The 23,883-nt window shown below is 61.6% G+C and carries 25 protein-coding genes; 11 read left to right on the forward strand and 14 right to left on the reverse strand.

Annotated features, from left to right (window positions below; all coding sequences use genetic code 11):
- Positions 1 to 138: 138 nt before the first annotated feature.
- The 9 genes from murB to C8D92_RS11190 are packed head-to-tail and all read right to left on the reverse strand — an operon-like array spanning position 139 to position 8,954.
- On the reverse strand, positions 139 to 1,188 hold the full coding sequence (gene murB / locus C8D92_RS11150; protein ID WP_116919409.1) for a UDP-N-acetylmuramate dehydrogenase: 1,050 nt from the start codon (positions 1,186 to 1,188) through the stop codon (positions 139 to 141).
- Positions 1,185 to 1,670, reverse strand: a complete 486-nt coding sequence (locus C8D92_RS11155; protein ID WP_095611703.1) for a low molecular weight protein-tyrosine-phosphatase — start codon at positions 1,668 to 1,670, stop codon at positions 1,185 to 1,187. The genes murB and C8D92_RS11155 overlap by 4 nt, the downstream gene beginning before the upstream one ends.
- A 4-nt stretch (positions 1,671 to 1,674) precedes the next feature.
- Positions 1,675 to 2,451 carry a 3-deoxy-manno-octulosonate cytidylyltransferase gene (gene kdsB / locus C8D92_RS11160; RefSeq protein WP_116919410.1) on the reverse strand — a complete coding sequence of 259 codons (777 nt, stop codon included), beginning with the start codon at positions 2,449 to 2,451 and terminating at the stop codon, positions 1,675 to 1,677.
- 35 nt (positions 2,452 to 2,486) lie between these two features.
- Entirely contained in the window at positions 2,487 to 2,678 is a 192-nt protein-coding gene (locus C8D92_RS11165; RefSeq protein WP_095611726.1) for a Trm112 family protein, read from the reverse strand.
- The gene (lpxK, locus tag C8D92_RS11170) at positions 2,671 to 3,690 is read right to left on the reverse strand and encodes a tetraacyldisaccharide 4'-kinase (protein ID WP_116919411.1); all 1,020 of its coding nucleotides are present in this window, start codon (positions 3,688 to 3,690) and stop codon (positions 2,671 to 2,673) included. The genes C8D92_RS11165 and lpxK overlap by 8 nt, the downstream gene beginning before the upstream one ends.
- A complete protein-coding gene (gene msbA, locus C8D92_RS11175) occupies positions 3,687 to 5,438 on the reverse strand; it encodes a lipid A export permease/ATP-binding protein MsbA (protein WP_116919412.1) in 1,752 nt (583 codons plus the stop codon). Before msbA ends, lpxK begins: the two co-directional genes overlap by 4 nt.
- Positions 5,439 to 5,469: 31 nt before the next feature.
- A complete protein-coding gene (locus C8D92_RS11180) occupies positions 5,470 to 5,892 on the reverse strand; it encodes an ExbD/TolR family protein (protein ID WP_095611700.1) in 423 nt (140 codons plus the stop codon).
- A 5-nt stretch (positions 5,893 to 5,897) separates the two neighbouring features.
- Entirely contained in the window at positions 5,898 to 6,524 is a 627-nt protein-coding gene (locus C8D92_RS11185; protein ID WP_095611699.1) for a MotA/TolQ/ExbB proton channel family protein, read from the reverse strand.
- 33 nt (positions 6,525 to 6,557) lie between these two features.
- Positions 6,558 to 8,954 (reverse strand): DNA internalization-related competence protein ComEC/Rec2, encoded by a 2,397-nt coding sequence (locus tag C8D92_RS11190; RefSeq protein ID WP_116919413.1) that lies wholly within the window; start codon positions 8,952 to 8,954, stop codon positions 6,558 to 6,560.
- Between the two features lie 119 nt (positions 8,955 to 9,073).
- On the opposite strand from C8D92_RS11190, the gene C8D92_RS11195 reads away from it, so the two are divergent.
- Entirely contained in the window at positions 9,074 to 9,616 is a 543-nt protein-coding gene (locus tag C8D92_RS11195) for a DUF2062 domain-containing protein (RefSeq protein WP_095611697.1), read from the forward strand.
- On the opposite strand, the gene lolD is transcribed toward C8D92_RS11195, so the two are convergent.
- Complete coding sequence (gene lolD, locus C8D92_RS11200) at positions 9,613 to 10,323, reverse strand: lipoprotein-releasing ABC transporter ATP-binding protein LolD (protein WP_116919414.1); 711 nt, start codon at positions 10,321 to 10,323, stop codon at positions 9,613 to 9,615. The two genes, C8D92_RS11195 and lolD, sit on opposite strands and share 4 nt — an antisense overlap.
- Positions 10,316 to 11,557 (reverse strand): lipoprotein-releasing ABC transporter permease subunit, encoded by a 1,242-nt coding sequence (locus tag C8D92_RS11205; RefSeq protein ID WP_116919415.1) that lies wholly within the window; start codon positions 11,555 to 11,557, stop codon positions 10,316 to 10,318. The genes lolD and C8D92_RS11205 overlap by 8 nt, the downstream gene beginning before the upstream one ends.
- Before the next feature lie 148 nt (positions 11,558 to 11,705).
- On the opposite strand from C8D92_RS11205, the gene C8D92_RS11210 reads away from it, so the two are divergent.
- From C8D92_RS11210 to infA, 9 genes are all read left to right on the forward strand, one after another.
- Positions 11,706 to 12,353, forward strand: a complete 648-nt coding sequence (locus C8D92_RS11210; RefSeq protein ID WP_116919416.1) for a PilZ domain-containing protein — start codon at positions 11,706 to 11,708, stop codon at positions 12,351 to 12,353.
- A gap of 40 nt (positions 12,354 to 12,393) precedes the next feature.
- On the forward strand, positions 12,394 to 12,738 hold the full coding sequence (locus C8D92_RS11215) for a hypothetical protein (protein ID WP_243402433.1): 345 nt from the start codon (positions 12,394 to 12,396) through the stop codon (positions 12,736 to 12,738).
- An 89-nt stretch (positions 12,739 to 12,827) separates the two neighbouring features.
- Positions 12,828 to 13,880: an agmatine deiminase family protein gene (locus tag C8D92_RS11220; RefSeq protein WP_243402434.1), complete on the forward strand. Its 1,053-nt coding sequence runs from the start codon at positions 12,828 to 12,830 to the stop codon at positions 13,878 to 13,880.
- A complete protein-coding gene (locus C8D92_RS11225; RefSeq protein WP_116919417.1) occupies positions 13,877 to 14,791 on the forward strand; it encodes a carbon-nitrogen hydrolase in 915 nt (304 codons plus the stop codon). The genes C8D92_RS11220 and C8D92_RS11225 overlap by 4 nt, the downstream gene beginning before the upstream one ends.
- An 8-nt stretch (positions 14,792 to 14,799) precedes the next feature.
- Positions 14,800 to 15,711 (forward strand): AAA family ATPase, encoded by a 912-nt coding sequence (locus tag C8D92_RS11230; protein ID WP_116919418.1) that lies wholly within the window; start codon positions 14,800 to 14,802, stop codon positions 15,709 to 15,711.
- 229 nt (positions 15,712 to 15,940) lie between these two features.
- On the forward strand, positions 15,941 to 16,897 hold the full coding sequence (trxB, locus tag C8D92_RS11235) for a thioredoxin-disulfide reductase (protein ID WP_095611692.1): 957 nt from the start codon (positions 15,941 to 15,943) through the stop codon (positions 16,895 to 16,897).
- Between the two features lie 203 nt (positions 16,898 to 17,100).
- Positions 17,101 to 17,799, forward strand: a complete 699-nt coding sequence (gene aat, locus C8D92_RS11240) for a leucyl/phenylalanyl-tRNA--protein transferase (protein WP_116919419.1) — start codon at positions 17,101 to 17,103, stop codon at positions 17,797 to 17,799.
- Between the two features lie 85 nt (positions 17,800 to 17,884).
- Positions 17,885 to 18,607 carry an arginyltransferase gene (locus tag C8D92_RS11245; protein WP_095610231.1) on the forward strand — a complete coding sequence of 241 codons (723 nt, stop codon included), beginning with the start codon at positions 17,885 to 17,887 and terminating at the stop codon, positions 18,605 to 18,607.
- A gap of 298 nt (positions 18,608 to 18,905) precedes the next feature.
- Positions 18,906 to 19,124, forward strand: coding sequence for a translation initiation factor IF-1 (gene infA, locus C8D92_RS11250; protein WP_095610174.1), 219 nt, complete (start codon positions 18,906 to 18,908; stop codon positions 19,122 to 19,124).
- Between the two features lie 85 nt (positions 19,125 to 19,209).
- On the opposite strand, the gene clpA is transcribed toward infA, so the two are convergent.
- Positions 19,210 to 21,480 (reverse strand): ATP-dependent Clp protease ATP-binding subunit ClpA, encoded by a 2,271-nt coding sequence (gene clpA / locus C8D92_RS11255; RefSeq protein ID WP_095610175.1) that lies wholly within the window; start codon positions 21,478 to 21,480, stop codon positions 19,210 to 19,212.
- Between the two features lie 18 nt (positions 21,481 to 21,498).
- Complete coding sequence (clpS, locus tag C8D92_RS11260; RefSeq protein ID WP_095610176.1) at positions 21,499 to 21,861, reverse strand: ATP-dependent Clp protease adapter ClpS; 363 nt, start codon at positions 21,859 to 21,861, stop codon at positions 21,499 to 21,501.
- A gap of 352 nt (positions 21,862 to 22,213) precedes the next feature.
- Here clpS and C8D92_RS11265 point away from each other — a divergent pair, with 352 nt between their 5' ends.
- Positions 22,214 to 22,471: a cold shock domain-containing protein gene (locus tag C8D92_RS11265; protein WP_095610177.1), complete on the forward strand. Its 258-nt coding sequence runs from the start codon at positions 22,214 to 22,216 to the stop codon at positions 22,469 to 22,471.
- A gap of 82 nt (positions 22,472 to 22,553) precedes the next feature.
- Here the strand turns inward: C8D92_RS11265 and icd are convergent, their stop codons facing one another.
- Positions 22,554 to 23,813 (reverse strand): NADP-dependent isocitrate dehydrogenase, encoded by a 1,260-nt coding sequence (gene icd, locus C8D92_RS11270; protein WP_116919420.1) that lies wholly within the window; start codon positions 23,811 to 23,813, stop codon positions 22,554 to 22,556.
- Between the last annotated feature and the right edge of the window lie 70 nt (positions 23,814 to 23,883).

Genomic DNA, 23,883 nt, shown 5'->3' on the forward strand with positions numbered 1-23,883 from the left:
AGCAAGAAGACGGCGGTTGTAGCGCTTGGTATTTGGTACGTGGATGTGGGTGGGGTTCTCCACCGTTACTACGCCCCGTTGTAGTAATTTAGACTTTCAAACTTTCCGACTTTAAAACGCTTCGGCTGCCAAACCAACTCACCACCCGTCCCGCAATGCCATCGGATAGATCCGCGGTTCAATCTCCAGCTCGATGCCATACCGGCTGAACACATCGTCCCGGATGCGTGCGGCCAGGTCGAGCAGTTCCCGCGCGTTGCCCTGACCGTGATGCACCAGCACCAGCGCCTGACGGCTGTGAACGCCGACATGCGCCTCGCGGTGCCCCTTCCAGCCGCTTTGGTCAATCAGCCAGCCAGCCGCCACCTTAATGCCGTCCTCGACCTCGTGGGCGGGCATGTCGGGATGCTCGGCGCTGAGGCGTTCAAACGTGTCACGGGAAATCACGGGGTTTTTGAAGAAACTGCCGGCGTTGGGCAGAAGAGCCGGGTCCGGGAGCTTGCGACGACGGATCTGACTGACCGCTTCGGCGACATCGGCCGCACGCAGGGTCTCCGGTTGGCGGCCATCCAACCAGTCCGCCAGCTCACGATAGGACAGGTTCACAGGCCTTGAGCGGGACAGCGCCAACCGCACATCCAGCACCACATACCGACCAGGTTCTCGCTTGAAAACGCTGTCGCGGTAGGCGAATGCACACTCGTCCGGACCCAGCACACGGACCTGACCGCTATGACGATCCAGCACCGAGACGGACACGAGCACATCACTGAGTTCAACGCCGTAGGCACCAATGTTCTGGATCGGCGCCGCCCCAACCGTCCCGGGAATCAGCGCCAGGTTTTCCAGACCCCGGTAGCCCGCTGAGACGGAGTACAACACACTGGCATGCCAGTTCTCGCCAGCCCCCAGTTCCAGCACCGCCCGGTCTTCCGAGACATCCGACCAGCGCCGCCCCATGATCGCCATCTCGATGACCAGACCGGGCTGGAACGTATCCAGCACTACATTACTGCCTCCACCAAGAACCAGCGTTTCGAGATCATGCTGAGCGGCCCACTCCAGTGCCCGGATCAGTGCCTCACGATGGCTCACCCGCACGAACCATTCGGCCCGCGCCGGCAGGCCGAGCGTGGTCCGTTCGGTCAGGTCCACATTCTCGCGTGGCGGCCAGTCGGGGTGCGTCACAAACGATGCTCCCGGATGTCGTCGAGCAGGCCGTCACAGGCGTCCTCCACGAGGTCGAGCACGTAACCAAAACCGTCCCGGCCGCCATAATAGGGGTCGGGAACCTCCTCTTCTCGACGTCCACGGGCATAGGAGAGAAACAGTCGGGGCTCGGTCGCGTTCGGCTGCCCGTCGGCCATTCGCGCCACTACGGACTGGTTCTGGTGATCCATCGTCAGGACGTAGTCGAAGGCGAGGAGGTCGTCCGGACGGAGTTGCCGGGCACGCAGGTCCGACAGGTCGTAGCCCCTCCCAAGTGCGGCCTGGGTGGCGCGGGCGTCGGGCGCCTCGCCGACGTGAAAACCGCCCGTTCCGCAGGACTCGATGTCCACCCGGTCCGCCAGACCGGCGTCCGCCACTCGCTGGCGGAACACACCATGGGCGGTGGGGGACCGGCAGATATTGCCGAGGCACACAAACAGTACACGAACGGGAGCTGTCATATGCCTACTTCTCCTGCTTCCGATTCTGAAACACGGCACGGACCCGTTCCAGGTCCGCCTCGGTATCCACGCCGCCAGGCGGCACTTCCAATGCCTCGTCCACATGAATCCGGGCGCCGTTCTCCATGGCCCGCAACTGCTCCAGAGACTCGACCTGCTCCAGCAGGGACGGCGGCCAGTTCACAAAGTCGTGCAGCACCCGGGCGCGATAGCCATAAATACCGATATGACGGAAGTAAGGCGTGGCTGGCGGCAGTGAGGCGGGCGTGCCGTCCGCCCATTGATCACGGGCCCAGGGAATCGGGGCGCGACTGAAGTAAAGCGCGTAACCCTCGCGATCCCGGACGACCTTGACGATGTTGGGGTTCAGGACCGACTCCACGTCATGGAGTCGCTCGCACAGGGTGGCAATGGCCGCGTCCGGGAAACGCTGGAGCGACTGGGCGACCTGGTTGATCAGCGCGGGCGGAATCAACGGCTCGTCACCCTGAACATTGACCACCCGTTCCTCAGCAGCCAGTCCGCAGCGGCGCGCAACCTCTTCAAGTCGGTCTGTGCCGGAAGCGTGATCGGAATCGGTCATGGCCACCTCGGCGCCAAAATCGCCGCAGATGTCGGCAATACGCTCATCGTCGGTTGCAACGATGACCCGCGATGCGCCGCTTTCACAGGCCCTGGCATGGACGTGGCGAATCATCGGCCAGCCGTCCAGGTCCAGAAGGGGCTTACCAGGCAGGCGCGTGGAGGCGTAGCGGGCCGGAATGACGACCGTAAAGGACATATCGGTTCTCCCTCCGTCAGGCAGTGCCTGGTTCATCAGCGCCGCTTTTCCAGGCGCTCGTCTGTCGTCAGCGTCCGGGCCTCATCCGCGATCATCACAGGAATGCCGTCACGGATCGGAAAGGCCATCCCATCCGCCCGGCAGATCAGTTCATCCCGGGCCTCGGTCAACACCAGGTCGCCCTTGCAGACGGGGCACGCCAGTAAGGCAATCAGTTTCTTATCCATCATGATCCTCTCTGGTCGGAGCCGACGGCCGAATCCCCCGCTCCGACAGTTGTTGCTGCAGCTGCCGCCAGAAAGCCTTCGGCAACCGGGCGTCAACGGCCAGATACCAGGCGTCCGCCGTCCGTTCACGGCATTTCACCGCATCCTTGGCCGTCATCACAAGCGTCTCACCCGGGGCGGGTGTCAGGTCAGAAGCGGAAAACGGGTGATGGTCCGGGAACGGCCGTTCGTTGACCCGGGCGCCCAGCTCTCGCAGCGTCTCAAAAAAACGCGACGGGTTGCCGATGCCCGCCACGGCGGAGACCGACTGCCCCGCCAGCCAGCCCGGCCCGCGCTCGTCACCGCTCGACACGTGTACCAGCCGACTCGGTGCCAGCGTCATCTCGTGGGCGCCGCCAAGCGACGGTAGCGTCCCGCCATTGGTCACCACCAGATCCACCGAGTCGAGCCGGGCGGGCTCTTCACGCAAGGGGCCGACGGGAATCGGCGCGCCATTCCCCAGCCCCCGGGCCGCATCCAGAACAGCAATTTCCAGATCCCGATGCAGGGCATAGTGCTGCAGGCCATCATCGCAGACCAGGATGTCTCCCAGATCGTGCTCCCGCGCGTATCGCGCCGCCCTGACCCGCCGGGGATCGACCACTACGGGGCAACCGGAGGTCAGCGCCAGCATCGCCGGCTCGTCCCCGCTCTCATCCACCGGTGTCTGCGGCGTCACCACCAGCGGGAGCGTTTCCGGATCACCGCCATACCCCCGACTGAGGATCACCGGGCGCCAACCCTGCTCGGCCAGCCAGGTTACCAGCGTCAGGACCAACGGGGACTTACCGGTGCCACCCACTGTAATGTTGCCGACCACGATAACCGGCAGACCCGCCTCTTCGCCTCGGTGACCGGTGCGGTAGGCCCGGTAACGCCGACGGGCAACCCACCGGAACAACCAGGCCAGGGGCCACAACCACCAGAGGGGACGGTTGCTGCCGTACCAGAGCCGGTCGAGACGCTGGCTCATGCCGGCTCGCCGAACCCGGTCTGGTGGAGCTGTGTATACACACCGCCCGCCTCAAGGAGCTCGCTGTGACGGCCGGATTCCACGATACGCCCGCCGTCCATGACCAGAATCCGGTCCGCTTTTTCGATGGTGGACAGCCGGTGCGCAATCACCAGCGTCGTCCGGCCTTCCATCACCACGTTGAGTGCTTCCTGAATGTGGCGTTCGGATTCGGTATCCAGCGCCGAGGTGGCCTCATCCAGAATCAGGATGGGTGCGTCCTTGAGCAACGCCCGGGCAATGGCCAGCCGCTGGCGCTGACCGCCTGACAGCATCACGCCGTTGTCACCAATCAGCGTGTCCATGCCCTCCGGCATCCGGTCAATGAACTCCAGGGCATGGGCCTTGGCGGCCGCATCCCGGATCGCGTCCGGGTCATTCTGACTGAGCGTTCCGTAGGCAATATTCGCGGCAATGGTGTCGTTGAACAGCACCACGTTCTGGGTGACCAGTGCGATCTGATCCCGAAGCGCTCTCAGGGTGTAGTCGCGAATCGGCACATCATCGAGCGTGATCTCGCCACCGGTGTATTCGTAAAACCGCGGCAGCAGACTGACCAGCGTCGACTTGCCACTACCGGAACGTCCGACCAGCGCGACGCTCTGACCCGCCGGGATGGTGACGTTGATGTCATGCAACACATCGTCAAGCTGGTCGCGATACCGGAAGCACACGTGATTGAGCGCGATCTGACCCTCGACCCGACCCGGTGCGTAATCGCCGCCGTCCGGCTCCGGTACTTCGTCAACGGTCTGGAACACATCGTAAGCGGCCGCCACACCTTTCTGGATCTGATCGTGAATGGACGTCACCTGCCGGACGGGCTTGGCCATCGTTGACGCCGCCGTAATGAACGCCACCAGCTCCCCGGTGGTCATACCATTGCGGATCTCCGGCGCAAGCATCAGCCACACCAGTGCGGCAATGGAGACCGCCACCAGCAGTTGCACGATCGGCACACTGATCGCCTTGGTGGAGGCCATTTTCAGGCTCTGTTTCAGATTGCGTTGACTGACGTCGTAGAACCGATCCCGCTCATAGCGCTCGCCGCCAAAGATCCGTACCACGCGATACCCGGAAATCGCCTCCGAGGCGACGTGCGTGATATCGCCCATGGAGTTCTGGATACGCAGGCTGATCTTCCGGAAGCGCTTGCTGGCAAAGCTCACCACCAGCCCGATCAGCGGCGCCAGGCCGATGAAGATCAGCGTCAGCTTCCAGTTGGTGTAGAACATGAAAGACAGCAGGCCAACGATAGTCAGCCCTTCACGCAGCAGGATGGTCACGGCATTGGTGGTGGCGTCGGCGACCTGCTCCACGTTGAATGTCATCTTGGACACGAGATGACCGGACGAGTGGTCATCGTAAAAGCGCGACGGCAGCACCAGCAGCTGGTCGAATACCTGCGTCCGGAGGGCGTGAATGATCTGACGCCCCACATACTGGATGAAATACTGCCCCAGAAAGGTCCCCAGCCCCCGCATCGCAAAAACGCCAATAATCAGGGCGGTCAGGAAGATGCGGTTGCGGTCCGAGGGATTCTCAATCGCGGCGATCACCACTTCCATGGCAGCCGCCATGGCGGTTGACGCGCCAGCGTAGATCATGTTGCCAATAACGGCCAGACTGAATGCCAGCCAGAAGGGTTTGGCGTAGCTCAGCAGTCGCTTGTACGTCTGCCAGTTGGAGGGCTCGGACACTGCGGTCATAGAATGCGTCTGCCAATCCGGATGTGCGCGCTCACTCCTGCTCGGAGAGACGCTCGGTGGTGATACTCAGTTTACTGAAGCCCAGTTCGCCAGCCACGTCCATCGCACGAACCACGTACTCGTGGGCCGTCTGGGCGTCGGCGGTGATGACGAACGGCAGAGACTGGTCGCCGGAGGCCAGTTCACTGATCGCCCGGCGAAGCGTCGGGCGCTGGTTATTGACCAGAGCCCGGTCATTGACCAGATACTGGCCATCGCCGGTCACGACCACGTCAATCTGATCCACATCCGACGGGCTCGCCTGCCCCTTTGCCTCAGGCAGGTCCACCTTCAGGTGGCTTTCCTTCGTGAAGGTGGTGGACACCATGAAGAAGATCAGGAGCAGGAAGACGACGTCGATCAACGGCGTCAGGTCCACACCGACCTGCTGGCTGCGCTGGCGTTTGAACTTCACGGGGGTCAGGCTCCCTCGATGTCGATATCGCGGTCACCGTGGACGACTTCCACCAGACGGATGGCCTCCTGTTCCATCCCCACCACCAGCTCATCCACTCGCCGGATGAAGTAGCGATGGCAGATCAGGGCAGGAATCGCCACGCTCAGGCCCGCCGCGGTTGTTACCAACGCCTCGGAAATGCCACCGGCCAGGTTTTCGGCGTTACCAACACCGCCCAGCTGGATTTCGGCGAACACCTTGATCATGCCGATCACCGTACCGAGCAGGCCGAGTAGCGGCGTGATGGTCGCAATGGTCCCCAGGGGATTGAGGAACCGCTCCAGATCGTGGATGACCTGGCTGGCCTCATGCTCGATGCTTTCCTTCATGATGTCGCGACCGTGCTTCGCGTTCATCAGCCCACCGGCCAGGACACGACCCAGCGGAGAGGCCGATTGCAGCGCCCGAAGCTTGCGACCATTGAGTTCCTTTTTCTTGATCCAGCGCCAGAGCTCATCGGTGGTGCTGGCGGGCGCTACTCGCGACGGGCGCAGCGACCAGAAGCGCTCGAAGATAATCGCCAGGGCGAGAATGGAGCAGGCGACAATCGGCACCATGATGATGCCACCAGCTTGAAGAAGCTCTAACACAGATGATCTCCCTGATTCCGAACGGGCCGCGCGCTACTTTAGCACAGGCACCCTGTCCCGCCACACCCTGCCCTCATTGGAACGGAGCGGTTGCGGCGGACGGATCCAGAATGGCGAATCCATTCTCGCGGTCGTCACCCGTATGCCATCCGGGTGGAACCGGAAATGCAGAGCCCCCTGATGCGCCGTACTGAACAGGCGACTGCCTTGCGCCACATACCGGTCCACGACCGTCGCCGCCGGATGACCGTAGGGATGACGATACCCCGCACTGAAGACCACGCCCTCTGGCGACAACCCGTGGACCCACGCCTCTGAAGACGAGGTCTGACTGCCATGATGCGCCGCAATCAGCAGCGTCCGCGTTGGGCGCCGAGCCGGCTGGCGACGCAACCACTGGTGCTCAACCCTGGCTGGTATATCGCCAGGCAGGACGACCCGAGCGCCGCCGACATGGATCGTGATCACACATGACGAGGCATTCCCGGCGTCCGCCCCCGACGACTGCCAGCCAGACAGGTCCGCACGACCAACCATGAGTCGTGCACCATCACAGCGCCCAAGACGGCCCTCCATGGCACGACGTTCCGAGAGGTTCAACCGGCCCGGCTCACCGGCAAGCACACGTTCGACAGTCATTCCCTCCAATAAAGGGACCAGCCCGCCCGTATGGTCCCCATCCCCATGACTGAGAATCACGGCATCCAGAGACCGGACGCCCAGCCGGCTCAGCGAGGGAAGAATCGAAGATTCAACGGCGTTGTATCCGGAGGGCGATGACGGCCCGGTATCGTAGAGAATCGCCTGGTCAGCATCACGGAAAAGCGCGGACAGTCCCTGGCCCACATCCCAGACCCACAGCTCCGGCACCACAACCGTTCGATTCGGCACGCTCCCGGACGCCATCCCCTGCGACAGCACCAACACGCCGAGGCACGCCAGAGTGGCCCATCGATACCCGGCGCTTACCGGCACCACAGCAAGTAACAATCCCGCGATCGACAGCGGTGCCGCCAACCACAGCGGCCATGCCAGATCCGGCGCGGGCCAGTCAGCCAGCCAGGACAGCCAATACATCAGGACCGACAGCAACGGGTCGACCAACCATGTCGCAAACATTGCCGCGCCCGGCCACAGGAGACCGACTACGACCACCCCCAGCGTCACAGGCAGGATGAGGACGGAGACCAGCGGAATTGCCACCAGGTTCGCCAGCCATCCGACCAGCACCGGTGACTCACCGAGTACGGCCAGTGCCGGCCAGAGGCCACCGAAAATGCCCGCTTGCGCCACCATCAGCCCCCGAACCGGACCGGGTTGTCCCAGGCGACCGCGAAATACCAGTATAAGACTGGCGACCGCGCCGAACGACAGCCAGAATCCCGGGTCGAGCGGTGCTGCCGGGTCAATCAGGAGCGCCAGAGTCATTGCTACCAGCCAGGCCGTCCAGGCGCCCGAACGATGGCCAAGCACCCAGGCGGCGCCACCCACCAGCGCCATGATCAATGCCCGCTGAGTGGGCACAGAAAGGCCAGCCATCAGCGCGTAGACCAGGCTGGCGAGCAGCCCTGCAAGGACCATGCTGAGCCGGCGGGGCCGACTCCCCATCCGAGTCATGGGTACCGGCCAAAGCATCCCCCGCACCAGGATCATCGCCAGACCACCCACCAGCCCGATGTGCAGACCAGAGATCGCCACCAGATGAGTGGTTCCGGTGGCCTGGAAACGCTCCCAGTCCGCGTCAGTCAGATGCCGACGCTCTCCGAGCACCAGCGTTTCAATGAGCCGGAAATGGGTCAGGTCGCCATAGCGCGCTTCCAGAGTCCGGGCCAGTTCATCCCGCCAGCGGTGATACTGGCATCGCAGATCGCAGCGCACGGAAGCCGACACCCCAACCGAGCGGACTGTGCCGGTCGCATGAAAACCATGGCGGAATAGCCAGCGCTCGTAACGGAAGCCGGCTGGATTGACCGAGCCGTGAGGCGGTTTAAGCTTGACAGTCAGACGCAGGCGGTGAGGAAGCGGCACGGGCTCATCCTCACCGTACGCCGCCAGACGAATGGTTTGCGGCAATACGGCGGGCGTCGCCCCATGCCATTGGGTGACGCAAAACGGGAAACGCCGGCTGTGGTAGGCACCTGACTCGACCAGACCGCAGCGGTAACCGCTCACGTCGTACAGCCCGGCGTCGCGCTCGGTCAGCCGCGCTTCCATCGCACCATCGACGTGGATCAGCGCCCAACCCAGTCCAAGGCACAGTCCGATCACGGCCTTCAGGCTGGTCAGCAACGCGGGCGAATCAGGCCGACGGAGCAGCCACACAAGCACGGCGCACAGCATCACCACCCCCAGCAAGATCCAGGGTGGTCGCTCGCCAGCACAATAGAGTAAGATAGCGCCGCCTGAGAATGCGGCCATCCATGTACGCATCAGGCTCCCGGGCAATCCATGCCCTACTTTTGTTTGTCACGACTCCGGCGTCATACTGGTGCCAGCCCGGAAGTCAATCCATCCGTGCCAAGGCACGGTGCTGACAGGCCCTAGACGCTATGCCGAAACGGTTCATCAAACGCAACATGCCAACCCCGGACCGGGTGCGAAAGATCCAGTCCCTACAGTTTCTGGGGGACGTGCTCCATGAACCAAACCTCTGGCATATCAATCGTCACGCCGTCTCCCGGGCATTCTTGATCGGCCTGTTCCTGTGCTGCATTCCGATTCCATTCCAGATGGTCGGGGCGGTTCTCATGGCCATCTGGATCAATGCCAATCTGCCGCTCTCTCTGGTGCTCGTCTGGATCAGCAACCCGCTGACAATGCCGCCAATGTTCTATTTCAACTACCGGATCGGTGCCTGGATACTCGGCCAGCCTGCCCTGGAATTCGAGTTCCAGCTCTCCTGGAGCTGGATTACCGAGCGCATTGTCGACATCGGCGTACCACTGTATCTGGGATCGGTCGTGGTCGGCGCGATTGCCGGGGGCAGCAGTTACCTGATCCTTCAGTATCTCTGGCGGCGCCATGTCCGGACGGCCTGGCACCAGCGCCAGGCGCAGCGGCGCGCAGCCCGGTCCGGCCAGATTCCCTCCTAGGGTGCGACTTCGTGGTCCTCGTGCAGCTGCCCCTGCTCCAGTCGCATGACCCGGCCCAGCCGACGCGCCATACCGGTGTCGTGGGTGACAACGACGAACGCCGTCCCCAGACGGTCGCGAAGTGACTCAATCATCGCCTGCACACTGTTGGCGGTCTGCTCGTCCAGATTGCCAGTCGGCTCATCCATCAGGACACACTGCGGATCATTGACCAGCGCGCGGGCAATCGCGACCCGCTGACGCTCGCCACCCGACAACTCGGCGGGTTTATGAGCAAGCCGATCGCCCAGACCGACCTGTTCCAGTATGGACCGGGCGCGCTCCCGGGCGTCTTTCAGGCTTTGCTGGCCCAGCGCGCAGGGCATCATCACGTTCTCCAGCGCGGTGAACTCCGGCAACAGATGGTGGAACTGGTACACGAATCCCAGGTTCCGGCTCCGGAAAAGTGCCCGCTGCCCCTCACTGAGGCGATGAATCCGCTCGCCACAGATTCGAATATCGCCCGATGTGGGCTGGTCCAGACCACCGAGCAGATTCAGCAGCGTGGTCTTGCCCGCACCGCTGCTGCCGACGATGGACACGGTTTCTCCGGCGGCTACTCGCAGGGAAATATCAGAGAAGATCGTGAGTTTGCCGGGGCCTTCACGATAGGTTCGTCCAATGGATTCGCAGTCAATCACCATGCCGGATGCTCCCTGATCATTCATAACGCAGCGCCTCTGCCGGATCGACACGGGATGCCCGCCAGGCCGGATACAATGTGGCGAGCAGGCTCATGGCCAGGCCGGCACCGCTGACAATCAGCACGTCCTGCCACATCAGGCGGGACGGCAGGTAACTGATGAAGTACACATCGGCACTGAGGAACTGGTGCCCGATGACCCCTTCAAGCCAGCTGATAAAGGCGCTGATATTGATCGCGCCCACCACGCCGAGCAGGGTGCCGACAATCACCCCGAAGACGCCAATCACTGCCCCCTGGATCATGAAAATGCGCATGATCCGTCCCGGCGTCGCGCCCATGGTGCGGAGGATCGCAATATCCGCCGTCTTGTCCGTCACCACCATCACCAGAGTGGAGACGATATTGAAGGCGGCGACGGCGACGATGAACATCAAGAGCAGTCCGATCATGGTTTTTTCCATGCGGATGGCCTGGAACAGATTCCCGTGAGAACGGGTCCAGTCGGAGATGAAGTACCGCCCGCCAAGACTGCGCGCCACGTTTTCGGCAATGGACGGCGCCTGGAAGAGGTTGTCCACTTTCAGGCGCACGCCATGGGCCTTACCACCGGTGCGCATGAGTTTGGCCGCATCGTCCATGTGGACCAGCGTGTAGTTGCCATCCAGCTGAGCGCCCACGCTGAAGATGCCCTTGACCGTGAAGCGTTTGAGCCGGGGAAGCACCCCGGCCGGCGTCACCGATGCCTCGGGCAGCACCACCGTGACCTTGTCCCCCACTTCCAGGCCCAGCCCACTGGCCATGAGCCGACCGATGATGATGCCGAATTCACCGGAACGAAGATCGTCCAACGTCCCCACCTCCATGTGGTTCTCGATGATGGATACCTGACGCTCCTGCTCCGGCAGGATGCCATTGAGCGACACACCCCGGACATCCCCGGAGCCGGTCACCATTCCCTGCCCCTGAATGAAAGGCGCGGCGGCTTTCACCCGGGAGTGGTCGGTGGCCAACCGGTCAATCCGGCGCCAGTCATCAACGACGTCATCCCCCTGAATAACCGCGTGGGGCACCATCCCGAGGATGCGCTTGCGCAGCTCTTGGTCGAAGCCATTCATCACCGACAGCACAATGATCAGTACCGCAACGCCAAGCATCAGGCCGATCATGGAGGTCAGTGAAATGAACGAGATGAAATGATTACGCCGTTTGGCGGCCGTATAGCGAAGGCCGATGGAGAATGCGAGCGGCTTGAACATGTGGTTTCGTTACTTCCCTGGGCCACGATTCCCCTCGACAGCAGTGTCGGGAGAACCTGTTACACTTTTAAGAGAAGGCCCGCCTGGATAGCGCGCGCCTTCCCATACTGGCGATCCGTATCGCCCTGAAACCGGAGCACAGGACCAAATGGAACCCCGAGGCGAACAAGATCGACGCCAGTTCTACCGGATAACCGATCAGGTGGGGCTGGAGCTCAAAAAGCTGACGGGCGACGAAACACTGCCCGCCGATCCGTTCGGGGACGGCCACCTGTCCGCGTTGATGGACGAATTACAGCGTCTGGATCACGACATCCGGGGCAACCTTGCCACCCTGGCCGAACGTGACCGACTCGTCGCGTCCCTGATCAAGTCGCTCAACAGTCGTGTCGACGCGTTGGCGCGCATTATGACCTTTGAGCAAAATCCCTTGCAACCGGAACAATGGGCGACCGTGACGCTGAGCGAGGGTGGCGTGGCGTTCCCGAGTGAGGACTCCGAGCTCGTTCCCGGACGCCGCGTGGCAATGCGCCTGACGCTACCGCCCGCACTCTTCCGCCCTTCCGGCATTCTCGATATCGTATCGGAGAGTCGTGACGCCAACGGCCTGCGGATTCTTCATGGCGAGTTCGTCAGTCTCGACGAAGGGCCCCGCCAGCAGATTGCCCGGCACGTCATGCAGTGGCAGATCCGTCGGCGGCAGCAACAACAGTCGGAACAGGCGATTCCCGGAACCGGAACAGAGACTGGCTCTGCAAAGCGCCCAGACCTGAACCATAATCAGGCGAATCAGTGAACACGCCGACGGAATCATGAGACAGAAAGGACCGAAGTACATGAGCCAACAACAATCACCGATTGCCGACGCACGCCCACGAGTTCGCCGCCTCCTGGCCAGTGTCTGCCTGGGCGGCCTGATGGCGGTCACCTCCCCGCTGGCCGCTGACGAGGTCCGCATGCCCATCGGCGCCAAACCCATGGCCACCGGGCAGCAAGCCATCAACGTCCCGCGTAACGGCATGAGCCAGGCCCAGGTCGAACAGCGGTTCGGCGCCCCACGGCGTATGGTGGGCCCGGTTGGCGAGCCCCCCATCCGGGAATGGCACTACGAGGACTTTGTGGTCTATTTCGAACGCAACCGGGTCATCCATACGGTCGTCGAGCCGGCGAAAGGCCAATAAGGGAAGCGGGTCACACGAATGCGGACTGACGGGATCACCCCCAGACGGTAGAATGCGGTGTTTTTGACGCGCAGACTGAGTGATTGTTCGTGAGTGATTCCCGTTGCGTGCCTGCCGAATGGGCACCCCAAAGCACCCTGATACTGACCTGGCCCCACCATGGCACCGACTGGCGGGACCGGCTGGCCGAGGTTGAGCCCGTTTTCGAGCAGATTGCACGGGAAACGCTGGCCTTCCAGAACGTGCTGATCAGTTGCGAAAACGTCATCCGCGCCGAGTCGCTTGAATCGACACTCAACGCATACGCTCGGACGCATGACCTGCCCGGTCGGGTACGGGGGCTGATGGCCCCTTCGAACGACACCTGGGCAAGGGACCACGCCCCGATCGGCGTCCTCACATCAGAGGGACCAGTGCTTGTGGACTTTCAGTTCAATGGCTGGGGTGGCAAGTATGACTGGGAAAAGGACAATGCGATCACCGGTCACCTGGCGCGGCAGCACGCATTCGATGGGCATCCGATTGAAACCGTCGATTTTGTGCTGGAAGGCGGGTCAATCGACTCCGATGGTGCCGGCACGCTTCTGACGACCAGCCAGTGTCTGCTGACGCCAACACGCAACCCCTCCCATGACCGCCGCGGCATCGAAGCGGTTCTGAGCGAGACACTGGGCGCCGACCGCGTACTATGGCTGGATCACGGCTACCTGGCCGGGGACGATACGGATTGCCACATCGATACCCTGGCCCGGTTCTGCGCGGCGGACACCATTACCTATATGCGCTGTGAGGACCCCACCGACGAGCACTACGGTGCGCTCAACGCCATGGAGAACGAACTGGGCCGGTTTACCCAGCGGGACGGCACGCCCTATCGACTGGTGCCCCTGCCGTGGCCGGATCCTATCCGGGACGCCGCCGGCAACCGTCTCCCGGCCAGCTATGCCAACTTCCTGATCATCAACGGCGCCGTGCTCGCACCGGTCTACGACGTTGCACAGGATGATGCCGCTGTGGCCACGCTGACGGAGCTTTTCCCGGACCGGCAGGTCATCCCGATTCCATGCCGGTCCCTCATTGAACAGGGCGGCAGCCTTCACTGTCTGACCATGCAGATTCCCTCGGGAGACGCACCGGTATGACGAATCAGGAGACTCTGCCCGTCGCAGCAATCCAGCAGGCCTGCTCGCCGGACAAAACCGAGAGCCTGACCATCAGCGAACGGCTGATCCGACAGGCGGCTGGTGACGGCGCCCGCCTGATCGTTCTGCAGGAGCTGCACGCCACGCACTATTTCTGCCAGAGCGAGGATGTAGCGGTGTTCGACCTGGCAGAGCCCATTCCGGGGCCCACAACCGACCGGCTCGGCGAGCTGGCCCGCGAGCTGGGCGTGGTGATTGTCGGCTCGGTATTCGAGCGCCGCATGGCGGGCGTCTACCACAACACGGCGGTGGTTCTGGACAGTGACGGGCAGCTTGCCGGGCGCTACCGCAAGATGCACATCCCAGATGACCCCGGGTTCTACGAGAAATTCTATTTCACGCCGGGAGATGCTGGTACCCGCGACATGCCTTCCGGGTTCAGTCCGATCGACACAGCCGTCGGGCGCTTGGGCGTGCTAGTCTGCTGGGATCAGTGGTATCCCGAAGCCGCCCGGCTGATGGCCCTGGCCGGGGCGGACATCCTCATCTACCCCACCGCGATTGGCTGGGACCGGACCGACGATGGCGACGAGCAGACCCGCCAGCTTGATGCCTGGGTAACGGTGCAACGGGGGCACGCCATTGCCAACAACCTCCCGGTGATCGCTCCAAACCGCGTCGGCCATGAGCCCGCGCCCGAGACTGGAACCCCGGGCATCGACTTCTGGGGCAACAGCTTCATCTGCGGCCCACAGGGAGAGATGCTGGCCCGGGCCGATGATCGCCATGAAACGGTGCTTCACGCGTCGATTGACCGACACCACAGTGAGTCCATTCGCCGCATCTGGCCGTATTTCCGGGATCGGCGCATTGATGCGTACGACGACCTTCTGAAACGGGTACGGGACTGACGCCCACCATGAAGAAACTGATCGACGGCACCCTCAACCAACTCAACACCATTCTCCTGGGTAAGTCCGAACAGGTTCGGCTGGCCCTGTGCTGCCTGCTCGCCCGCGGGCACCTGCTGATTGAGGACATCCCGGGCATGGGCAAGACGACCCTGTCCCATGCCCTGGCGCAGATCACCGATCTGAGTTATCAACGCATCCAGTTCACCAGCGATCTGCTGCCTGCGGATGTCCTGGGCTTCTCCATGTTCGACCGGGAAGCGGACCACCTGGTCTTTCACCCGGGCCCCATTTTCGCGCAGGTGGTGCTTGCCGACGAGATCAACCGGGCCTCTCCGCGCACCCAGAGCGCCCTTCTGGAAGCCATGGAGGAGCGGCAGGTGTCGATTGAGGGTGAAACACGCCCGCTTCCCTCACCGTTTTTTGTCATTGCGACTCAGAACCCACTGGAACAGGGCGGCACCTATCCGTTGCCCGAATCCCAGCTTGACCGGTTTCTGATGCGTGTGGAGCTGGGTTACCCCGACCCCCGCGCGGAGCGGGCCCTACTGGAAGGCGAAGACCGCCGCACTCTGACCCAGCACCTGCAACCACTGCTGCGCCCCGATGACCTGGCCACGCTGCAGCAGGGTGTGGAACGCGTCAGCACGAGCGGGGCTCTGCTCGACTACGTCCAGCGTCTGCTGGAACAGAGCCGTCAGATGCCCGGCGTGCGCTACGGACTCTCGCCCCGGGCGGGTCTGGGCATCATCCGGGCCGCGCGGGCCTGGGCGCTCATGGAAGGTCGCCACCACGTGCTTCCCGATGACGTGCAGGCCATTTTTCCTGCCGTGGCCGAGCACCGGCTCGAGAACGGCGAGTCCGGCCGGGGCCGGGACCGGGCGCGCGCCCTGCTCGACCAGGTCCCGGTGATGAGCTGATGCGCCAGGCGTTTGCGTGATAAAAGCGCGATAGAAAGCGGTGCCGCGCACGCTCCCAGGTTGAATTTCAGCAGGACGGCACAATATTCCCAGCATCCGGGGTCGTCCAACGTCGGCGCGCATAGGAGCCGGCAATATTGGGCATTGCCCCAACCAATTCAAGAAACCCGCGGATCGTGATACCGTCCGCGGCAGTTTCCGAAGACCGCCTTTTTCGAAGAGAGCCATCATGAGCAACGCACAACATTCCCGTCTGATTATTCTCGGCTCCGGCCCCGCCGGTTACACCGCCGCGGTCTATGCCGCGCGGGCCAACCTCAAACCCACGCTGATCACCGGCATCGAGGTGGGCGGCCAGCTCACCACCACCACCGACGTGGACAACTGGCCCGGTGACAATGACGGCGTCCAGGGGCCGGAGTTGATGCAACGGATGCTCAAACACGCTGAGCGGTTCGAGACCAACGTCGTGTACGACACCATCAACGAGGCTGACCTCAACAGCCGCCCCTACCGGCTCAAGGGGGACAGTGGCGAGTACACGTGCGATGCGCTGATTATCGCGACTGGCGCCACCGCAATGTACCTGGGGCTGGAATCCGAAGAGACGTTTATGGGACAGGGCGTCTCCGCCTGCGCCACCTGTGACGGCTTCTTCTACAAAAAACAGAAGGTCGCTGTGATCGGCGGTGGCAATACAGCCGTTGAGGAAGCGCTGTATCTATCCAACATTGCTGACAAAGTCACGCTGGTTCATCGCCGGGACGAGCTGCGGGCCGAAGCAATCCTCCAGGACAAGCTGTTCGAGAAGGTTGAAAACGGCAACATCGAGATTCTCTGGGATCACACGCTCGACGAGGTGCTGGGTGATGCCACGGGCGTGACCGGCATGCGCGTCAAGCACACGAAATCCGGTGAGACCCAGGACATCGACCTGGCGGGTGTCTTCATTGCGATCGGGCACCGGCCGAATACCGAGCTCTTCAAGGGGCAGCTGGACATGGAAGGCGGCTACATCCGCATCCGTTCCGGGCTCGATGGTATGGCGACTGAATCCAGTGTGCCGGGTGTATTCGCCGCTGGTGATGTGGCGGATCACGTGTACCGTCAGGCCGTCACCTCCGCCGGCTTCGGCTGCATGGCAGCGCTGGACGCGGAGAAGTACCTGGACACACTAGACAATTGAGGTCCTAGGAGTCGGTGAAGCACCGACTCCCACATGTGCCCCGACCCATGGTCTATGTGTATCGGGACACGAACTCAGCGCCGCGCCCCCGGGGCCATCGATTGCAGACTGACGCGGAACCCAATCACTTCTTCCGACGTTCCTGAGACAGCGGGTGGTCGTGTTATCCTTCGGCCAATCACATCAGCTCTCTGACGGACGTCATGACCACACTACCCTGGCTGGAACCCGGCAACGACTGGTTCCCTCCTCCGGAACAAGCGCTGAACGACCCGGACGGCCTTCTGGCCATCGGGGGCGACCTCTCTCCCAGGCGATTGGAGAACGCGTACCGGCAGGGTATATTTCCCTGGTTCAGCGAAGAGCAGCCAGTACTCTGGTGGTCGCCAAACCCCCGATGCGTGCTTTTCCCGAATGAAGTCCATATTTCTCGGCGTCTACGACGCACCCTGAACCGTCGCCCCTGGTCCATGACGGCCGATAGGGCCTTTGACCACGTCATCCGTGCCTGCGCCGAGGAGCGTGCCGAAGGGACGTGGATCACGAAAGACATGCGCAACGCCTACCTGCACCTTCATCGCCTCGGTCGCGCTCACTCGTTCGAAGCCTGGAATACTGACGGTCAACTGGTGGCCGGTCTGTATGGCGTTGCCATGGGGCGCTGTTTCTTCGGCGAGTCCATGTTCACGCGCGAAACCGACGCCTCGAAGGCCCTGTTCGTCCATGTGGCCAACCAGCTTTCGCAGTGGCAGTACGCCATCCTGGACTGCCAAGTGGAAAACGGTCACCTGCTCAGAATGGGCGCACGCTGTATCCCCAGAGCCCGCTTTTTATCTATACTGAGGGAGAACGTGGATCAGGCCCCCGGCCATGAGGACTGGTCCCTGACCTGGCGCTGGTAGGTTATGCCAGCTTCCCTTTTCCGGAAGGGATGGCCCATGTATCAACGCGGAGATGGTGACGACCACCATCCCGGAGGTCGCCGCGATGAGCAGCCTGAGAACCCTGGTCTTCTTCGCCACGCCGGCTCACGACTGCAGTTATCTGCCGGATCGCGAGGCAACCACCATGTTTGTTGACCCGCGGGCGACCGTCGACAAGCGCCTCTACAGCCAACTGACCTCACTGGGCTTCCGGCGCTCCGGTTCGCATTATTACCGCCCCCACTGTGAAGGCTGCAATGCCTGCATTCCGGTCCGTATCGACGCGACCCGATTCCGCCCCAACCGATCCCAGCGCCGGGTTTGGCGCGACAATCCAGACGTCCGCTTTGCGTTGGCGCCACCGCGGTTTCAGGAGCGGTACTACACGCTTTATGCGCGATACATCGAGCAACGCCACTACGACGGTGACATGTATCCACCATCGCGTGAGCAGTTCACATCGTTTCTTGTGGAAGGCGCCAACCAGAGTCACTTCCTGGAGATGTGGGCCGAGGAGCGATTGATTGGCCTGGCGGTTCTGGACGTGCTGGACGACGGACTCTCAGCCATCTACACACTGTTCGACCCGGACGAAGCCGACCGGGGCCTGGGGACGCTCGCGGTTCTCTGGCAGGTCGATGAGGCGCTCCGGCGCGACCTGTCCTACGTCTACCTGGGCTACTGGATCCGGGATTGCCGCAAGATGAACTACAAGACCCGCTTCCGGCCGCTTGAGGCGTTGTTGAATGGGCAGTGGCAGGTGATGGCAGATCACAAATCACAATAAGGACTGACATTTGCCACGGAAGAACACGGAAAGCACGGACGGCGTCCTGCGGACGCAAAGAGAGTCACAAGCACTTGCCACTTGTTACTTGCGACTCGTCACTTTTCCGTGCTTTCCACGGCTGAACCTGATGATTACCCACCGCTAATCACACGATAGCACCGTGGCTTTTGCTTTCACCCCCCAAATCAGGCAGAATTGCCCGCATTTCATGAGTGAGGGCCAGCCCAAGGAACACCGGCGATGGCCCGAAACTGATCATCGTTCACCAACCGAATGTTTCTGAGGTGATTACTGAATGGCAAAGTCTGATGTCATCGAAATGGAAGGCGTTGTGGTCGATACCCTTCCCAACACCATGTTCCGCGTCGAGCTGACCAACGGTCACGTTGTGACAGCCCACATCTCGGGCAAGATGCGCAAGAACTACATCCGCATCCTGACCGGCGACAAGGTCAAGGTTGAGCTGACGCCGTACGATCTGAACAAGGGCCGCATCGTTTACCGCGCCCGCTGATCGACCGGCACGAATAAAAAAAGCCCCGCCTGGCTCTCGCCGACGGGGCTTTTTCATTTGCGCCTTGTGGTCGCGGCGGGCCGGCTCAGACCGCCTCGGCCGGTTCATCCTCGTACTCAAACGTCAGGTGATCGTCTTCGAGGTGGACCTTCACATCGCCGCCGTTTTCGGACAGGCGCCCGAACAGGATCTGCTCGGCCAGCGGCCGTTTGATCTTGTCCTGGATCAGGCGGGACATGGGACGCGCGCCCATTGTCGGGTCGTAACCCTGCTCCGCCAGCCATTGCTTGGCGTCCTCGTCCACATGCAGCACCACCCGCTTCTCGTCGAGCTGCGCCTGCAGTTCGGTGAGGAACTTGTCCACCACATGCGTGATGGTGTCACGCTGCAGATCGTGGAACTGGATGATACCGTCGAGACGATTCCGGAACTCCGGCGTGAAGGTCTTGGAAATGATCTCCATGCCATCGGAGCTGTGATCCTGCTCGGTGAAGCCGATTGAGCGACGCGCCATCGACTCGGCGCCCGCGTTGGTCGTCATCACCAGAATCACGTGCCGGAAGTCCGCCTTGCGACCGTTGTTGTCTGTCAACGTCCCGTGATCCATCACCTGCAGCAGTAGATTGAAGACTTCCGGATGCGCCTTCTCGATCTCGTCAAGCAGCAGAACGCAGTGCGGCTGCTTGTTGACCGCCTCGGTCAACAAGCCACCCTGGTCGAAGCCAACGTAGCCCGGAGGCGCACCAATCAGCCGGGAAACCGTGTGCGATTCCATGTACTCGGACATGTCGAATCGCACCAGGTCGATGCCCAGCACCTTAGAAAGCTGGCGGGTGACCTCGGTCTTGCCCACACCCGTCGGGCCCGAGAACAGGAAGGCCCCTTCCGGCTTGTCCGGCGACTTGAGCCCCGCACGGGCCAGCTTGATGGCCGTGGACAGTGACTCGATTGCCTCGTCCTGCCCGAAGACCGTCATCTTCAGGTCGCGCTCCATATTACGCAGCAGATCCTTGTCGCTGCTGGAGACGCTCTTCGGCGGAATCCGGGCGATGGTGGCCACCACGTCCTCGATGCAGGACACCCCGATCACCTTACGCCGCTTGCTCGTCGGCATCAGGCGCTGTCGGGCACCCGCTTCATCGATGACGTCGATAGCCTTGTCCGGCAGATGCCGGTCGGTGATGTAACGATCCGACAACTCCGACGCGACCCGCAGTGCCTTGTCGGTGTACTTCAGATCGTGGTGCTTCTCGAAGTGTGACTTCAGCCCCCTCAGAATCTGATAGGTGTCGTCAACACTCGGCTCGTTCACATCAATCTTCTGGAAACGACGGGCCAGAGCACTGTCTTTCTCGAAGATGCCTCGGAACTCCGAGTAAGTGGTGGAGCCGATGCAGCGCAGCTCACCAGACCCCAGCAACGGCTTGAGGAGGTTCGAGGCGTCCATGACACCACCGGATGCCGAGCCAGCACCGATGATGGTGTGAATCTCGTCAATGAAGAGAATCGCGTGATTCTCTTTCTTAAGTTCCGCCAGCAACCCCTTGAATCGCTTCTCGAAATCGCCTCGGTACTTGGTGCCCGCCAGCAGCGCACCCATGTCCAGCGAATAGACGACCGCGTCGGAAATCACATCCGGCACCTGCCCGTCCACAATCCGCTTTGCCAAACCCTCGGCAATGGCCGTCTTGCCGACACCAGCCTCGCCCACGAGCAGCGGGTTGTTCTTGCGGCGACGAACCAGCGTCTGAACAGTGCGTTCGACTTCGTGCTCACGCCCAATCAGCGGATCGATCCGGCCCAGGCGGGCCTGTTCATTCAGGTTGGAGGCGTAGCTCTCAAGCGGCTTCGAGGATGCGCCGTCTTCACCCATTTCCTCCTGGGCCTGATCACCACTGTCCTGCTGTTCTTCAGGGCCCTGGACCCGAGAGATGCCGTGAGAGACGTAATTGACCACATCAATGCGGGCAATGTTCTGCTTTTTCAGTACATAGACCGCCTGACTCTCCTGCTCGCTGAAGATGGCCACCAGCACGTTCGCGCCGGTCACCTCTTTCTTACCGGAGGACTGCACGTGGAACACCGCGCGCTGCAGAACGCGCTGGAAGCCCAATGTCGGCTGGGTTTCACGTTCGCTGTCATTCTGGGGAATCAGAGGGGTTGTTGAGTCCACAAACTCCAGTAACTCGTCCTGAAGTCTCTGGAGATCCGCACCACAGGCCCGGAGCACACCCAACGCCGACTCATTGTCCAGCAGAGCCAATAACAGGTGCTCTACTGTCATGAACTCATGTCGCTTTTCACGGGCGTTCCGAAACGCTGTGTTGAGCGTCATTTCCAGATCTTTGCTTAACATGGGCCACCCCAGGCTCTATCAGTCCGCACGTTCTATCTCACAAAGCAGCGGGTGTTCGCACTCCGAGGAGTACTGGTTCACCTGAGCCGCTTTGGTCTCCGCGATGTCGCGGGTATATACCCCACATACGGCCTTTCCCTGCGTATGGACGAGCAACATCACTTGAGTCGCCTTTTCTTCATTCATGCCGAAGAACGTCATCAGAACTTCCACCACGAAATCCATCGGGGTGTAATCGTCGTTCAGCAAGACAACCCGAAAGCGCGCCGGGCGCTTCAACGCCGGTTTCTCCGGCGCCGTCGTCACACCGTCTTCACGGTCGGGCGCCTGATCATCATCCTCCTGATTCCATATTAGTAGAGAATTGGAAATCTTCCGCATGGTTTCGTTACCGGATTTTTGACCGTTCAGGAACCCTCCGGTTCCCTACTGTGATACGTGACGGTTCGCCGATCCGTTTTCAAGCCATCGCCCTCCGATACGGGTCGGCAAACCTGTGAAAAAACCTCTGGTTTGACGCAGTTCATAATAACGTGCCGCCGTCGGCCACAACCAGCCATTTTGCTATTGACTCTGATCGAATATTGGTCAACAGTAGATTTCACATTGTTAAATTATGTAAACACGGCGCCGGCCGAGACCGCTCATGATCGGTCTCGGACCGGCAGGTAAGGCACCCGGAGGTGCCCCGATAACGACCAGCACGCACGAATGACGCTAGGGAGTGAGCACGATGCCTCAAGGCAAAGTCAAATGGTTCAATAACGCCAAGGGCTACGGGTTCATCATTGAGGATGGTGGCAGCGAGGACCTGTTCGCACACTTTTCCGCAGTCCAGATGGAAGGTTACAAAACCCTCAAGGCTGGGCAAACCGTTACGTTCGACAAGAAACCAAGTGATAAAGGCATTCACGCGGTCAATATCGTCCCTCAGGACAAGCTGGATAAACGATCCCGCTCGAGCGACCGACCGCACCTGAAAGCCGTCTGACGCGTCCAGGCCCGGAAAACCAATCTCGACAGCGGGGCACCCTGAGTGCCCCGACAGTGCCCTGCTTCGTGTTCGCGACGCCTCATTCCATATTGGCAATCACGGCGTCACCGAACTCGGAGCACTTGAGCAGTGTTGCGTCCGGCATCAGGCGTTCAAAATCGTACGTGACGGTCTTGGAGGCAATGGCACCCTCCATCCCCCGGATCACCAGGTCCGCCGCCTCAAACCAGCCCAGGTGACGCAGCATCATTTCCGCAGACAGAATCAATGAACCGGGGTTGACCTTGTCCTGACCCGCGTATTTTGGCGCGGTGCCATGGGTCGCCTCAAAATTCGCGACGGAGCCGCCCATATTCGCGCCGGGCGCAATGCCAATTCCGCCCACTTCCGCGGCCAACGCATCGGAAATGTAGTCACCGTTCAGGTTGAGGGTCGCGATGACACTGTAGTCATCAGGCCGCATGAGAATCTGCTGAAGGAACGCATCCGCGATGACGTCCTTGATGACGATCTCGCGACCAGTCTGCGGATTCGTCATGACGTGCCAGGAGCCGCCGTCCAGTGGTGTCGCACCATAGCGCTGCGCCGCCAGCTCGTACCCCCAGGTCTTAAACGCGCCCTCGGTGTACTTCATGATATTGCCTTTGTGGACCAGCGTGACGGACGGTTTGTCGTTATCGATGGCAAACTGGATCGCTTTGCGGACCAGGCGCTGCGTGCCCTCTTTCGACACGGGCTTCACCCCAATACCGCAGCCTTCCGGGAAGCGGATATTTCGCACCCCCATCTCGTCCCGGAGGAAGGTGATCAGCTTCTTCGCTTCCGGGGAATCGGCCTGCCACTCGATACCGGCGTAAATATCCTCGGAGTTCTCCCGGAAAATGACCATGTCGGTCAGCTCGGGGTGACTGACCGGGCTCGGAACCCCTTTGAAATACCGGACCGGGCGAACGCAGGCGTACAGGTCCAGCTCCTGACGCAGCGACACGTTCAACGACCGGAACCCCTCCCCCACGGGCGTCGTCAGCGGCCCCTTGATACTGACCGGGAATTCCCGCATCGCCTCCAGGGTTTCGGCCGGTAGCCAGGTATTGGGACCGTAGACCCGGGTGGCCTTTTCGCCACAGTAGACTTCCATCCAGGTGACAGAGCGTTTGGAGCTGTAGGCTTTCCGGACCGCCGCATCCACCACATTTTTCATCACCGGTGTGATATCCGTGCCGATGCCATCACCCTCGATATAAGGGACAATCGGGTGATTGGGTACATTCAGGGAAAGATCTGCGTTGACGGTAATCCGGTCGCCATCCGCCGGCACTGTGATCTTCTCATACCCCATATTGGTCTCCCTGTCGTTCCAGACTCCGCCCACCCACCGCGGTCAGGCGACGCCTGTTCCATGATAGAAA

The organism is Tamilnaduibacter salinus, from assembly GCF_003096655.1.
Taxonomy (GTDB): domain Bacteria; phylum Pseudomonadota; class Gammaproteobacteria; order Pseudomonadales; family Oleiphilaceae; genus Tamilnaduibacter; species Tamilnaduibacter salinus.